Source organism: Pseudomonas agarici, assembly GCF_001543125.1.
GTDB lineage: Bacteria > Pseudomonadota > Gammaproteobacteria > Pseudomonadales > Pseudomonadaceae > Aquipseudomonas > Aquipseudomonas agarici.
The window spans coordinates 4,462,263-4,476,396 of the sequence record NZ_CP014135.1; the positions used below are offsets into that span (position 1 = coordinate 4,462,263).

A 14,134-nucleotide genomic window follows, 5' to 3' on the forward strand; every position below is an offset into this window, starting at 1 on the left:
CATCAAAGCCTAGGTTTCTCCTGTCTCATGCCTGTAAATAGCGTCGATCTTCCCGCTCTCGCTCAATCCATCAAGCAATGGGGCCGTGAGCTGGGCTTTCAGCAAGTCGGCATCGCGGGCGTCGAGCTGGGCGAGCACGAGCAACACCTGCAACGCTGGCTGGCCGCCGGCTACCAGGGCGACATGGACTATATGGGCGCTCACGGCAGCAAACGCTCGCACCCCGACGAACTGGTACCCGGTACGTTGCGAGTGGTGTCGTTGCGCATGGACTACCTGCCCGGCGACACGCAAATGGCCCAACGTCTGGGGCAGCCGGAAACAGCCTATGTCTCGCGTTACGCCCTGGGCCGCGACTATCACAAGCTGATCCGCAAACGCCTGCAACAACTGGCCGAGCGTATCCAGCAGGTCATCGGCCCGTTTGGCTACCGCGCCTTCGTCGATAGCGCCCCAGTGCTGGAGAAGGCCATCGCCGAGCAGGCCGGGCTCGGCTGGATCGGCAAGAACACCCTGGTGCTCAACCGCAAGGCCGGCAGCTACTTCTTTCTCGGCGAACTATTCCTCGACCTGCCGTTGCCAGTAGATGCTCCCCACGTCACTGAGCATTGCGGGCGCTGCACGGCGTGCCTGGATATCTGTCCGACGGCGGCGTTCGTCGGGCCTTATGTGCTGGATGCGCGGCGCTGCATTTCGTACTTGACCATCGAGTTGAAGACTGCGATCCCGGAGGATTTGCGTCCGTTGATCGGCAACCGGGTGTTCGGCTGCGACGATTGCCAGATCGTCTGCCCATGGAACCGGTTCGCCCGCACGTCCGACGAGGGCGACTTCAAGCCCCGGCACAGCCTGGACAATGCCGGATTGGCCGAACTGTTCCTCTGGGACGAAGAGACCTTTCTGAAAAACACCGAGGGCTCACCGCTGCGCCGGGCCGGTTACGAGCGCTGGCTACGCAACCTGGCGGTCGGCCTGGGCAACGCACCGTCGACGATTGTGGTGCTTGAGGCACTCAACTCCCGCCGGGACTATCCCTCGGAATTGGTCAGGGAACATGTGCAGTGGGCACTGCATCAACATACCGAGCGTGGGACACCGAGTGGCGTGCGCCGCTAATCTCGCGAGTCAGGCAGCAAGCGCAAAACCCGTGACCGAGGCATGCAGATCGATATCGCAACGACGCACCTCCCGTCTCAGCAACAGCAGGACATGGTCTGTCGAGCGCCTCAACGTGACCCGTGCTCCTACCATTCCTGCTCAGGTCCAACCCGGAAACAGGGATATACAATTCTCTGCGCCGTCCAGTCCGAAGCCTGGTATCTCATATTGATTCAGGCTGTAGTCAAACAATAAGCATTGCATACGCCCACCTAGTGGCTCGTGTGGTGAGTTCTATGAGTCCATTTCGGCGCCCTAAATCCCTGGCCTGCGTTGCTGTTCCTCGCCATAGCCCGGCTATGACTCGTCACAGCGCCTTGGCCAGGGACTTATGGCATCCGAACTTGAGCTAACGAACTCACCGTACAGGCCACTAGAACTTCGAAGATTTTTCATATTGTTCGATCAGAGAACCGAGCGAGCCAGAAAAACTCAGATGGGCCAATGTTTTTACATTATAGTCCCTGTCAATCCTCTCCCCCGCTGTCAGCAAGCCCTCACGTCGCCACAAGGCGCTGCGCCAAAGACTCAAATCCTTGATCGAGATCATCGGGCCATTCCCCGCTCCTGTTCCCCGGCCAAGCGTCAGAATGACTTCATCGATGGTTTGATCTTTTCTAGATGTCGCTTGATCGGTGGAGGGAGACATCGCATAAGTCAAAGAAGCTTCCAACCCGGTACAAAGATCGCTGTCGGTCCGTGCCGCAAACAAATTGAACGCCTTTCGATCGTCACTCAGGCAGAGCAGCAGGAAACAGGGAAACCCCTTCAAGTCTATGGCCCCACGCTCGTGCCCCTGATGGTCGTTGAAAACCATCTTCTCCTCATAACTCGGGTCTCCATCCGCCGAGCCTGACCTCATTTGCCTTAAAATCTGCACGGAGAACACGGTACTGCTCTCGGGTGCGGAGGTTTTACAGGTGAGAACACCAATATCCGTGCGACGGGTGTAGAGTATTTTTTTATCCTCGTTCAGTTTGAACTGAAGCTGATTCATTGTGTCCTTCAACTGCCCTTCGAGGGCAAAATCGGACGCACTCAACTGCCCGATAAAATTCGCGAGGCTACTCGCCAATGTGCTGCTCTTAATGACGACTGCGAGGTTTGGATCTTTATAATGCGCGCCGGCCACAAAGGGTTCAGCCGGATCGAAACGCTCCACATCCTCAACGATTTTTTTTAAATCAAACCCGTACTTTCGCCTTGAGAAAACAGTTTCTGACTGACTCCATGTGTTAATCAACGAAGCCACCGTCTGGATTTCGACTGACCGTGGGTCTTTTAGCCTCACATCCAACATGAAAGCACTGGAGACACCTCGATCTGCCGAGGGCGTCAAAGAAATAGAACATTTATTCCTGAAGGCATCAAAGCAGAGCCCTCGATCCGCCTCGATGGAGAAGTCAGCGCTTTCCACGGAGTAAAACAGACTGTTATCGAGCGTCCCCCATCTGTTCTTCAGTAGCGGGTAATGAGCGCTTAATCGCTCAAGGGGGAGTTGTCGATACCCAAAGCACTTCAACAGCGCTTTTCTTTCCTCCAGGTAATCTCTGAAATTCCCCTCGCTCTCTGGCCGAGTGTTGCCCACCCAGGCCGCCACTCTCTCCATACGCAAGGAGTGCTGGGCATTTTTTATGTCCAGCGGAATCGTATTGAACTGGAACTCGCCGAAGCCGGAGAAGAAATCTTTGAACGCATCACCGAAATCACCCAGAATATAAGGCGCCTCCCCGGTTTTTTTTGTATTCCAGACTTTGATCGTCGAGAGACCGGCCTGTGTTTCCAACTTGATGACACAGGGATCCTGGTGGGAGAAAATCAGCGGCTCGGTTTTTCCTGAAACCATTCGAGTGGCGACTTTAACCGCGCTTTTATTGCGTCGACTTGCCGATGAAACCTCTCCCTCTTTATTTTCTTCCCAGATTCTAAGCATTAGGTACAACTGATCGTTCAGGCAGACCAGGGTAAAACTGCGGCCTAGCCGATAAGCAAACACCCGTTCACCCGTCGCTCCTTGCCGCTGCTCAACGGTATAATGATCTTCTTTCTCTTCGCCCATCCAGATATTCGGCTTGGCGACAAGACTGGCGGAATCGGCATCATGTACCTGCCAGACGGCGTTGACCGCCGCAAATTCAAACGTGAACGTATAGTCCTTTTCTCCATAAAAAGGACACGCCACTTTATAACGACTTTCATTCATCTCCAATAGCTTGGCTTGCACAGACATCAGGGACTCTCCTTATTCTTTTTCGACAACGTCATATTGTTTGATCTGATCTTTCAGATAGCCCCTCGAGTGTTCATCCTTGGCTACTCTATCGGCCAATTGAGTAAACCCTTGTTGCAGGGCCGGCTCCGGCAAGGCAGATTGATACCGGTAAGCTTCTTCTCGATGACTCAACGCCAACCATCGCAGAGAATCAATCAACTGATCGGCGCTGAAGGTCCCCTCCTCAAGCAATAGCCTGACTCGGCTTTGCGCGGAGCGCGGCCACGCTACGACGCCCTTCAGGCAGATCGTCAGCAGGTAGGTCTCGGCTTCCAGGAAAAAGAACAGGTCGTCGTCCTGTATTTGAGCCGTTCTGAAACTGATGCCGGAAGCAGAGATGAAATGGGTTGCCTCCTTTTTAGTCGACAGGAAGAGGACCTTGTCTCCACCCAACGCGCTGGAAATCTCAATGGTGTTTCTATAACCGTTGGCGATCACACTGTCGGCGCCACCCTGATCGAGGTAAAAAAAGTTCTCGGGCAGATTGCCGACCAGTTGAGTCTCATGCTTGCCGCCATGCAGATAGGCCACCTCTCCACGAGCGATCAGGATATCCAGGCCGTCGTCGCTGGGATAAACAGGCGTATTGGGTTTGCCTAAAATGCTGTTTCGCAATACGTATTCGGTCTTGTCGCTCCAGCGCCGAAGCACTGTTTTCTCACCCAACGTTTCACGGCTGAGATCAACTTGTCGCCGCCAATAAATCTTGCCGTCGTTAGGTGATACTTCCAAGGCATAAAGACGCCCCCTTATCTCGATTTCAAGAAACTCGCCAATCGGCTCTTTCAAGAAATTGACCAGCGTCAATGACCCTTCTTTGAGCGATGCCCGACTGCCCCTCAATCTGGCCAGAACCGCAGGATCCTCGGTTGCTGCCAGTTCCTTTTCCGGATCAACCAACAGCGCCCACTCCAGAACGATACTCCCCCAGCGCTCATCCTCCGGCCCCGGAACCTGGATCACGACGCTCTCCAACTCGACCCCCATGAGTTTCAGGCGGGAGGGCGCCAGCCTCTTCTGGAAGTCTTCTTGCGCGGCGAAATCAAAGACGGTGTGAGAATCCCACATCAGGTAAATCGTGTTGGCTGAACCTCGGCCTTGAACTCGGCTGCGCCCCTGCCCCACATACAGGGTGTTGGAGAAAAGCGGATCGAGCTCATAGATATGGTTGCCTTTCAGGCAAGGAATGTAGGTATAAGGATTGAATTTCCCTTCCACGTTCAGGAAGTACGGAGCATCATAGGTTCCACCGTCAAACTCTCTTTCCGCACGGTAGCTATAAGGTGAAGGAGTTTGCGCAAGGGCCTCTTTTTTCATCCAGATACAGAGCACCAGCATTTCAACTCCACACCACCAAACGGGATCTTCTTCGACTTGGTCTTTTTCCAACCAGCGCGTACTGAACAGCTTTCTTCCCGTTCTAGAATAACCATGTACAGAAACATGCTTCGCTACTGCCTGGGGAAAAGCCGCTCGCATAAGCACATCTTTCGCCATCCGCTCAAAAGAGAAAGGAATAGCCGTATAGGCCAGCACATACTCCTCAAGAAATTCTTCCAGCTTTGCCTCCTGGACCACAGGCGCTATATCCAACTCCTCATAAGGGAGATCCAAACCTTGAGCAATATCTGCAAAGGTCAATTTTCTGTTGAAATAAAAATCAACCTCGGAAAAAAATAGCTGGTCCATGGCGACCGGGGGGAAAGGAGAAATCAGATGGACTCGATAATAACAGACCGAAGGGCCATGCTTTGAGAGACCTTCCTTTAATGGATCCTTGATATCCATTTCAAAATAATAGGGATTTCCTCGGACATCCAGATTGAGTACGCGCGCCGAAGCAGCGTCCTCGACAACCTGCCTGAAGTGGCAGCGACCAACGTAATGTTCCTCGCTCATCGTTTTATAGTCTGAGTCGAGCATCTCATATGAAAAATTAGCGACTTCTGGGGGCCTCTGCTCAAAGTACACTAATCCCTTTATACGTAAAAAAGATTTCTTATCAAGAGAATCGACCGAAGCAAGCGACGCCATATCGATCAACAATCCATGCTCTGTCTTTTTTGCCGCCGTCGAAAGATCAAGATGATGCACGCTGTTATAGGCCACTTCGCTGCCTGACTCATAAAAAACCCTGAATCGAGGAAAAGCTATATTCAAGTACCTGAACAAGTCCCTGCCATTCAACAGATATTTCATCTCCAAAGAATCGAGGGTGTGCGTTTTGTTAATCGCTTTCATATCGATAAGCTGATGGATCGAGGCGCTGACCCTAACCTGCAAGAAATCCTTTTTTTCATCCCCCAAGGAATCTATCCGAGTGCCTCCGCGCGTCGTAATACGATAGGAAAACTGGATTGAACTCAAATCAAAAGCAGACATTGGAGCACTCGAAAGAATAACAAACCCCTTTGATTTGGTGTTTTTTATTTCCTCAAAACTCAGATATCCCGCCGTTGGGTTTGTCGGTTGCCCGTCATACCGGGCAAGCCTGATCTCGTAATTGACAATGGAATCGCCCGGATACCGATCAAGCTCCGCCTCTCTTTCTGCATTGAATACCAGCGCTGTCGAGTCATAGGAACGGCTAGCGGCACTACCCAACATAACCGGCTGGTTATTACCCGGAATAAGCAACTGCGGCAGATCCATTTCCATAACGTTATATAACCGACCTCCATAATAGAGATCAGGGTTCAAGGTTATAGTCTGATTCTGCAGAATAATTTTTAAATTGCTTTCTATGTTTTTCCTTAAAACCAACTCATTGCCTTTGACTTCGCTGACAAAAAAATTGCCTTCCAAAGACACCCGCAGCTTGGCTTGATCACGATCTTCCACGTTAAATGATTGCTTCTTAATGGGAGTCACCCGCGGATCTAGTCGGCTGGTGAGATCATAGTACCGTAGAGAGGTATCCGTCAGAATCAACTCGACTTTATCCAGCCTGGAATCCGTCGCGGCTCCATGACCGGTAATTTTTATTACTTTCCTGTCACTCATCACTTATATTCCCTTAAAAAGTGCTTCAACTTTATTTAAAACTAAACGGAAATCGCAAAACCCGTGACCGAGGCATGCAGATCGATATCGCAACGACGCACCTCTCGCTTCAGCAACAGCAGGGAATGGCCTGTGGAGTTTCTCAACGTAACCCGTGTTCCCTCTCCCACCACCGCCATCACCGGGTGCGTCTCGCCGCTCTTGAACTGGATATAGGCAGGCAGTTGAACCGTCCGTACTACCTGCTCCAACGCGCAATGGCTGTGGCCATTTGTGTTCACCAGGTCGAGCCGAAACGTGCTCTTGCCCTTGAACTTGACGATCTCCAGCGAGGACCGAGATAAGTCCAGTTCCGCCAGCGTCTCGCGATCCTGCCCGGATAGGTCCAGGCTCACTTGCGGCAATTTCTGGAAGACCTCTTGCGGGACGACCAGCTCCGTGCGACTGCCAAAGTTCGAGTCAAAGTCCTTTGACGTCATCACGCTTTTCTTGAACTGCAGGGTATAGGCCGTCTGCGCATGTAGCTTGACCTGATATTTATTCAGGGCCTGTTCCTCTGGCGACTCTCCCGCCGCCCAGCCAAACGGATTGGCCTCTAGTAACAAGTGGGGCGTGGCGCCGAACAGCAGGATCGTCGGGATCGGACCGAAATCCAGCACCTCCAGCCGCGTGCTCGGCGTGGACGGCATGGTCACCATCAGCTTGCGCTCCTGCCCCCGGCGGGCCTCTCGGCGACGCAAGTACCAGCCCCTGTAGACCTGCCGGTTTTTTCCCTGAGTGTTAGCGTCCGACCGGGTATTCAGATCATTGGGACCAAGCCCCAAAGGCGACACCGTATAACCCTTGACGCTGGCGCTCTGGCTGCGCGCACCGATATCCTTGAGCGGATTGGTCTGGTCAGTGTCGTCCGCATCATTGATCATCGGCGTCAGCAGCAGATCGATGCCCTCTTCCCGCAAGCCGGCGAACAACTGATCCGCCGCTTGGCGCATCTGCTGCTGGGTCAGAATACCCGGCAGCGTCGTAGCACCGAACAGATTGCTGAAGAACAGTCCCACCTTCTCGTCCCAGCGGTAGTTCTCCAACTGGGAGAGACTGACGATGGCATTCAAAAGGATGTTCACCACTGCCAAGGCCATGCCCACCAGAATCAGGGCAACCCCGACCCCAGGTACACCGATCAGGATAAATCCCGCCAGGCTCACACCGAACGAAGCCGCATCGATCACCGTCATGGTGATATACAGCGCTTGCTCTTCGACGGTCTTCGCCAACCGCGCGCCTTCAACGTTGCGATACAGGCTGACTGCCGTGAACAGCACATCCAGGGGCAGTAGCACCTTATTCAGCTTGAAGAAGAGATGATCAAGCCGGGGCTGCCAGAGCGCTCGCGACGCGCTGGAGGCCAGGCGCAAGGCCAGTGCCGGCCCCACATCAGTGGTGAAATCAAAGACCCCCTTGACCACCGCCAGCGAATCGCTGGTGGTGAACAGGCTGGATTTAACCGAAGAGAAATCGAGGTGGAAGGGCTGGGTGCGAAAATCCACGAAGACCCCAAAAGCCCCGAGCAGCCGGCTGGAGCCGGCGGCCACGCGGGCGGTAGTCTTCAGAACGACAGGCGATAGCTGTTTTTTTTCGAGACGGGTCTTGGTGCGAGCGAGATTTTCCTGGGTCTCTTGCAGGTTTTTCAGCGAACGCGAGTCGTTGAGAAGCGGCTTCTTCTCCCTCAAGCTGCTTTCCAATCGATCCATGGCTGGAAGGATCTTTGTTTCGTCTCCGCCCTCCAGCAATGCCCTCAGCTCACGTGTCGACACCCCGAACTGCTCGCTACTCAATAGACTTTGCCGCAGGCCAACGTCCACTGTCATCATGTCCGACCGAGGGCTACTCCCTTGAAAGGAATGAAACTCCACCGGAGCAAACTGTATATACGGATAATTTTTGAAAAATTGACGAGCGGCGAAATCGATATCAATGCCGGTCATCGCCCGATAGTCTTCCTTGTCGAGCAGAAAGAGTTTTTTATAAGCGGCCTCATAGCGAGCTTCACTGCTAGGAGCCAAGGAGCTGCACAGTCTGAAGATAAGATCAGTGAAATGCTTTATCTTCGCAGGTCCATGGGGATCGTAGGGGTCAATCAGAATTTTTACTTTTGTCTCATTGTAAATCTGATAACCACCCAGGAAATCGCGGCGATCTCTTGCTGACTTCAAGCTCGCCAGAAAATCTATCACTTTGCGGGTGGTTTCGACATCGCCGAGCGGAAGCAGCTCTGATGGCGCACCGATAGAAGTAATCGCCACTAGCTTGCGGATATCGCTAACCGCCTCGGGGAACGTGTCACTGATCAACTGAGTACATTGGTACATAGCGCTGTTGCGGATATCTATTTTTGTTCGTGTAAATCCCTTGAGAAAGTCGAGCGATGCTCTATTGACATAATAAACATCTGTCGAATACGCGGAAAGCCGCTCCACCTCTAAAACGTGTGTACTCCTTAAGTAGTCCACATAGGAAAGATAGTTAGAACTGGCGGAATCATAGGACCAATAAAAGTCCTCTCTGATTGCCACTTGAATATCTGAGGAATTATCGATGAGATACCGGAAGGCCTTGAGTACATGCCCTGGAAAAACAAAATGCTGCTCTTGCCATGCGTTCGATCGAGGGCGACCGAGCAACATCTGCGAAGTCAATACCAGCGGCGACCGGGGACTGGAAATAACCATCACATTAGGGATTTTATCTTTTTCAAAAAAAATTATCGCCTTCTCCAGAAGAAGACAAGTAATGTGCATTGCCAGTACCTTAGGAATATAACAAGATTGAAAATTGATCGCTCTCAATCTTCTGAACCCCGTCACGCCATAGGTGGTGAAGATATTGTCATATAGCCACCCTGCAACTTTTTCAGGATGCCCGGACAAACGTCTTTCGATATCATGACCATGAGCCATGACATTGACAATCCCATCAAAATCGACGCCTTGTGCCGCTGCGGCAGAGTATTTTATGGCTAACTCAGTATTACTGATTGAGTAGTCAGCTCCTAACTCCAGGTAGTGACGCCCCCCTGGCCTAAGTATGTTACCCACTGCTCGTTGCCTGAACAGATCAAACTCGGCATGGATATTGACCAGCATCGTTCGCCACGCAGGGGAACCCTCGCTAGGGAGTGTCAGGAGAATTTGTGTCACACGCCGCGCTCTTAATGCACTTAATTGATGAAATCCAGCAAACAGAGCAGGTGGCATCGACCCTAGGTTACTCGAAAGCAAAAAATTGGAAAATTCTTGTCTTGTATTGATGCGCCCTTTCCATCGCGTGTAGTATTTTGAAATCAAAAACATGCTCGCAATGGAATCGGGACTTCTTTGTGCAATCACCTGATAAAGTTTGACATCGGCAACATCGTCACCTACCAGAAGATTTAACGCATGTTCGACAGCACGCTTGCGCCGCTCCCTGATATCTGCGGTCGTGGGACTTACCAGGCTCACGCCCTGAAAACTTCTAACCTTCGCCTGTGCCACCCCAACTTGATAGAGGGAGACCAGGCCTTTCAAAAAATCCAGCTCTGCTTTTTTAGCCCTGAAATTCTCGCCCTCCGGACTGACCATGGCAATAAAATCTTGGATCAACATCAGGTTAACCTGATGCTCGTCAACGGTTCCATCCTTTATCAAGTTCGACTTGAGCTTCACATAAGATGCGGCTAACTCTCCATCCAGATCATTCCATAGAGAAAAAGACGGTACTTCTCGAATGAAATCAAATAAAAAATCATCTCGAAAGCAGGGATAAATAATACGCTGATCATTGGCACCTTGGGTATAAATGGTGCCCAGCGTGTAGGCCTTTGCATGTTGGTTGGCACGTATTTCTTTACCTTCCAGATAAAGCTCAGGAAAAACAACCTCATATTTTTCCAGGACCCGTTGAATTTCGCCAAGATAGGCAAGACTGTCGCTGTCTAATGCATCGCCCGATATTTCATAACGATTCCCGACATAGTCAAACAGCAATGTATTCATATAATCACCCCTTCCCGCGTAATAATGCATGGAAGGCGGCCATCAGGGAAAATCGAGTCCAACATCGTAATATCCTTATTACTACTTATGAGTCACAAGGCTACTCGCTGTCCTTTTCAAAAGAAAAACGGAATTTATTGATCAGATACTGCCCGAACGAATCAACAATGAGAGTTAAAAAGGTAGATATATACGCCCACTAAGCCTCGTCATTATAAACAAACTTCGGCATTTCCCAGTGAAAACGAATCGCCAGGAGGCGTAGCAGAAAACCACCGAACAAGGTGATCAAAACCGCCTGCTCACTGGGCAGTTGCCAATAAGTGCATCCCAGGAAACACCAAGCGGCGGCAAAAGACACGCTGGCATAGAGTTCACGGCGGAAGACCAAGGGAATATCGTTGCAGAAAATATCTCGCAACACCCCGCCAAACACCCCGGTGATCACTCCGCTGACCGAAGCCACCATCATACCTTGACCCATTTCCAGGGCGGTCAGACAGCCGATCAGGGTAAAAGCCACCAGACCCAGGGCGTCGAGCACCAGAAACAGCGAACGCAAATGACGCATCAGCGGCGCGATGCACACTGTGACCAACGCCGCCACGGAGGTCAGCACCAGGTATTCCGGGTGCTTGACCCAGGTCAACGGATAATGCCCCAACAGCACATCGCGCACCGAACCGCCGCCAAGCGCGGTGACGCAGGCAATCAATACCACGCCAAACCAGTCCATGCCACGGCGTCCGGCCGACAGGGCGCCGGTCATGGCTTCGGCGGTAATGGCGACGAGGTAAAGCATCAGCAACATGATGGCGATCCGGGCAGGAGAAGGCCCGCAGTCTACTGGCTTGCGCCGCGCCCCAAAAGAGCGCAGCGCGGTAAGCACCGGTGCGGATCAGAACTTGATGAAGTGCTTGCGGTAATGCTGCAGCTCGGCGATCGACTCGCGGATATCGTCCAGCGCCAGGTGCGTGCTGCCCTTCTGGAAGCTGTCACGCACGTCCGGTGCCCAGCGGGCGGCCAACTCCTTGAGAGTCGAGACATCCAGGTTGCGGTAGTGGAAATAGCTTTCCAGGGCCTTCATATGCCGGGCGAGAAAGCGGCGATCCTGGCAGATACTGTTGCCGCAGATCGGCGACTTGCCCTTGGGCACCCACTGTTCCAGGAAGGCGATGGTCCGCGCCTCGGCCTCGGCCATGCCGATGCGGCTTTCGCGCACGCGCTGGGTCAGGCCCGAACCGCCGTGCTGGCGGGTGTTCCACTCATCCATGCCGGCGAGGATTTCATCACTGTGATGGATCGCGATCACCGGGCCTTCGGCCAGGGTGTTGAGGTTGCTGTCGGTGACGATCGTCGCCATTTCGATGATGACGTCGGTGTCCGGATTCAGGCCGGTCATCTCCAGGTCAATCCAGATCAGGTTCTGTGGGTTTAGCATGAGTTGGCTCCTCGACATAGCCGCACAGTTTAGCGCAGGCCGCGCTTGCCGGGCGTGCTAAACTCGCGACCGCTCGACCTTCCCCGCCGATTCAACGATACGGAACACCCATGGCCAAACGCCAGCTCAATCGCCGCCAGAACTGGCGCATCGAAAAGATCCAGGGCGAACGCGCCGCACGCGCCGCCAAACGCGAATCCCAGGCGGTAGAAGCGTTGGAGGGCGGCGACCTGGGGGCTGAGCAGACCGGCCTGGTGATCGCTCACTTCGGCGTGCAGGTCGAAGTCGAGGCGTTGGAGGGCGAGCTCAAGGGTCAGGTGTTCCGCTGCCATCTGCGGGCCAACCTGCCGGCGCTGGTGACCGGCGACCAGGTGGTCTGGCGCGCCGGCAACCAGGGCATCGGCGTGATCGTCGCGCAACTGCCGCGCACCACCGAACTCAAGCGTCCGGACAGCCGCGGCCTGCTCAAGCCGGTGGCGGCCAACGTCGACATGATCGTCATCGTCTTCGCGCCGCTACCCGAGCCCCATGCCAACCTGATCGACCGTTATCTGGTGGCCGCCGAACATGCCGGCATCCGACCGTTGCTGCTGTTGAACAAGTTCGACCTGATCGACGAGCACAACGCGGCGGCGCTGAATGCGCTGCTGACCGTCTATCGGCAATTGGGTTATCCCTTGCTGGAGGTCTCGGCCCACCAGGGCAACGGCATGGAACAACTGCAACACCAACTGGACGGGCGCATCAGCGTGTTCGTCGGCCAGTCCGGGGTCGGCAAATCCTCGCTGGTCAACAGCCTGCTACCCGAGGTGGACACCCGCGTCGGCCCACTCTCCGAACTGTCCGGCCAAGGCACCCATACCACCACCACCGCGCGGTTGTTCCATTTCCCAGGAGGCGGTGAGCTGATCGACTCTCCGGGGATTCGCGAATTCGGCCTGGGACATGTCAGCCGCGCCGACGTCGAAGCCGGTTTTATCGAGTTCAACGACCTGATCGGCACCTGCCGCTTCCGCGACTGTAAACATGATCGCGAACCCGGCTGCGCTCTGCTCAAAGCCCTGGAAGATGGCCGCGTGCAACAGCAGCGAATGAATAGTTACCGCTCGATCATTGCCAGCTTGCCGCAAGAAGGCTACTGAGCGACTACCGATACCTCGTGGAGGACGCTCTTGTGGCTTCGCTCATGAGCCGGCCTTGGGTTGGCCCGGCTCATCCATTTTCAGCACTCCGTCCTCGAAGATATTCAACCGTTGTCGCACCTCATGGGCGGGCAGCGGTTGCTTGTCCGCCGGCAGCGCATTCGGGTCGACAGGCACTTCGCCCGGCGCGCCCTGGCCCGGAGTCGGGACCGGCGCGGGCTTGCCATCATCGCTGCCCTGCTCACCTTCAATGGCCTTCTGGGCTTTCTTGGTCAGCACCACGATATCGATGCGACGGTTGACTGGATTGAGCGGATTGGCTTTGTCGAACAACGACGACGAGGCATAACCCACCACTCGCGCCACTTGCGTGTCCGGATAAGTACCCGCCACCAGGGCACGACGGGCAGCATTGGCGCGGCTGGCCGACAGCTCCCAATTGCCGAAGTCGCCCGTGCCGGAGTACGGCTTGGCATCGGTGTGACCGCTGATGCTGATCTTGTTCGGTACCGCCTTGATGGTGTCGGCCATGGCCAGCAGGATGTCTTCGAAGTAAGGCTTCAGGCGTGCGCTACCGGAATCGAACATCGGCCGGTTTTCGGCGTCCATGATCTGGATGCGCAGGCCGTCCGGGGTGATCTCGAACTGGATCTGCTCCTTGAATTTTTGCAGTTCCGGGCTCTCGTCGACCTTTTTATGCAGCTCCCGTAGCAGCAACTCCAGGCGCTCCCTTTCCAGCTGTTCGGCCATGCTCTCGACTTGATCGGTGTCGACGATGATCTTGTCCGGTTGCGGCTGGGACTTGACCTCTGGGTTGAGGGTCTGGTCCGGTGCCAGCACTGGTGAACCGCCGAGGTCAATGATGTAGGGCGTACCGCTCTCGGAGAAACCGATCGGGTCCTTGAAATAGCCGGCGATGGCGATCTTCTGTTCCGGGGTGGCCGTGGACAGCAGCCACAGCACTAGGAAGAATGCCATCATCGCCGTGGCGAAGTCGGCGAAGGCGATTTTCCAGGAACCGCCATGATGCCTGCCGGCAAAGCGCTTGACGCGCTTGATAATGATCGGCTGATTGTTTTCCATG

General features: G+C 54.1%; 8 protein-coding genes. 2 read left to right on the plus strand and 6 right to left on the minus strand.

Features of this window, described 5'->3' with window-relative positions; all coding sequences use genetic code 11:
* Positions 1-27 precede the first annotated feature (27 nt).
* A complete protein-coding gene (queG, locus tag AWM79_RS19635; protein WP_017133333.1) occupies positions 28-1,116 on the plus strand; it encodes a tRNA epoxyqueuosine(34) reductase QueG in 1,089 nt (362 codons plus the stop codon).
* A gap of 415 nt (positions 1,117-1,531) precedes the next feature.
* Here queG and AWM79_RS19640 read toward each other — a convergent pair whose 3' ends face one another.
* From AWM79_RS19640 to orn, 5 genes are all read right to left on the minus strand, one after another.
* Positions 1,532-3,388, minus strand: coding sequence for a hypothetical protein (locus AWM79_RS19640; protein ID WP_060783584.1), 1,857 nt, complete (start codon positions 3,386-3,388; stop codon positions 1,532-1,534).
* A 12-nt stretch (positions 3,389-3,400) separates the two neighbouring features.
* On the minus strand, positions 3,401-6,433 hold the full coding sequence (locus AWM79_RS19645) for a hypothetical protein (RefSeq protein WP_060783585.1): 3,033 nt from the start codon (positions 6,431-6,433) through the stop codon (positions 3,401-3,403).
* Positions 6,434-6,474: 41 nt separating this feature from the next.
* Positions 6,475-10,467, minus strand: coding sequence for a hypothetical protein (locus AWM79_RS19650; RefSeq protein ID WP_244159577.1), 3,993 nt, complete (start codon positions 10,465-10,467; stop codon positions 6,475-6,477).
* A 199-nt stretch (positions 10,468-10,666) separates the two neighbouring features.
* Positions 10,667-11,281, minus strand: a complete 615-nt coding sequence (locus AWM79_RS19655; protein ID WP_176986863.1) for a trimeric intracellular cation channel family protein — start codon at positions 11,279-11,281, stop codon at positions 10,667-10,669.
* A gap of 84 nt (positions 11,282-11,365) precedes the next feature.
* Positions 11,366-11,908 carry an oligoribonuclease gene (gene orn / locus AWM79_RS19660; RefSeq protein ID WP_060783586.1) on the minus strand — a complete coding sequence of 181 codons (543 nt, stop codon included), beginning with the start codon at positions 11,906-11,908 and terminating at the stop codon, positions 11,366-11,368.
* 110 nt (positions 11,909-12,018) lie between these two features.
* Between orn and rsgA the strand changes: the two genes are divergently transcribed.
* Complete coding sequence (gene rsgA / locus AWM79_RS19665; RefSeq protein ID WP_017133339.1) at positions 12,019-13,050, plus strand: small ribosomal subunit biogenesis GTPase RsgA; 1,032 nt, start codon at positions 12,019-12,021, stop codon at positions 13,048-13,050.
* Positions 13,051-13,092: 42 nt separating this feature from the next.
* Here the strand turns inward: rsgA and motB are convergent, their stop codons facing one another.
* Positions 13,093-14,133: a flagellar motor protein MotB gene (gene motB / locus AWM79_RS19670; RefSeq protein WP_017133340.1), complete on the minus strand. Its 1,041-nt coding sequence runs from the start codon at positions 14,131-14,133 to the stop codon at positions 13,093-13,095.
* Position 14,134: the final 1 nt, after the last annotated feature.